Annotated in this window: 1 protein-coding gene; it reads left to right on the forward strand. The window is 53.2% G+C overall.

The genetic code is table 11. The features are described from left to right. On the forward strand, positions 1 to 861 hold an 861-nt coding region (locus tag QP413_RS09830), incomplete at its 5' end, for an IS3 family transposase (RefSeq protein WP_284781591.1). Positions 862 to 888 lie beyond the last annotated feature (27 nt).

The raw sequence follows: 888 nt of genomic DNA on the forward strand, positions 1-888 counted from the left end.
CAAAAGACCGCAGTGGTTGACGCGCTACGCCCTGACTTCCCCTTGCCGATGCTGCTCGCCTCTATCGGCCTTGCACAATCGAGTTTTTACTACCACCTTCAACAACGCAGCCGGCCCGATAAGCACGAGCATATCCGTGACATACTCCATGCCATCGACGCGCAGTCGGACAACACGTACGGCTATCGACGCATGTGGTGGGAGTTGCGTCATCGTGGGATCATCATCAGCGAGAAGGTTGTTCGTCGCCTCATGCGCGAAGAAGGAATCGTGCCCCGCTTTCCGAAACGCAAGTGGAGGTACTCCAGCTATCAGGGAGAAATTTCACCAGCTCCGGACAACTTGGTGAACCGTAATTTTCACGCTGACAGCCCAAACAAGTTGTGGCTAACTGACATCAGTGTTTTTGCAGCTCACGATAGTCGCGTGTACCTCTCTGCGATAATCGACTGTTTTGACGGCAAGGTCGTCGCCGCGAAAACAAGCGTGCACCCCACTATGGAGTTGGCGCAGGAAACCCTGCTTGCTGCCATTGAAGCGGAGCAGCCAGAAGCAGATGGTTCCCTGGTGCTTCATTCTGACCGGGGTGCACATTACCGCGGTAGCACCTGGCGCAGTTTGACCGCTAAATACGGGATTGTCAGCTCAATGTCTAAAAAGGGTTGCAGCCCAGATAACGCAGCGTGTGAAGGATTTTTCGGCCGTATGAAAAATGAGATGTACTACGGCAAGGTTTGGCAAACCACCAAAGAGCTCGAAGAAGCCATCGCGCGATACATCGAGTTCTATAACAACCACCGGATCAAAACCAGTCTAGGCGGTGTGAGTATCACCGCCTACCGAAAACTTCATGTAGCGTGACCCGAAACTGTCCAACAAAATGTCCGC

This window comes from Corynebacterium sp. UMB4614, from assembly GCF_030217065.1.
Lineage (GTDB): Bacteria > Actinomycetota > Actinomycetes > Mycobacteriales > Mycobacteriaceae > Corynebacterium.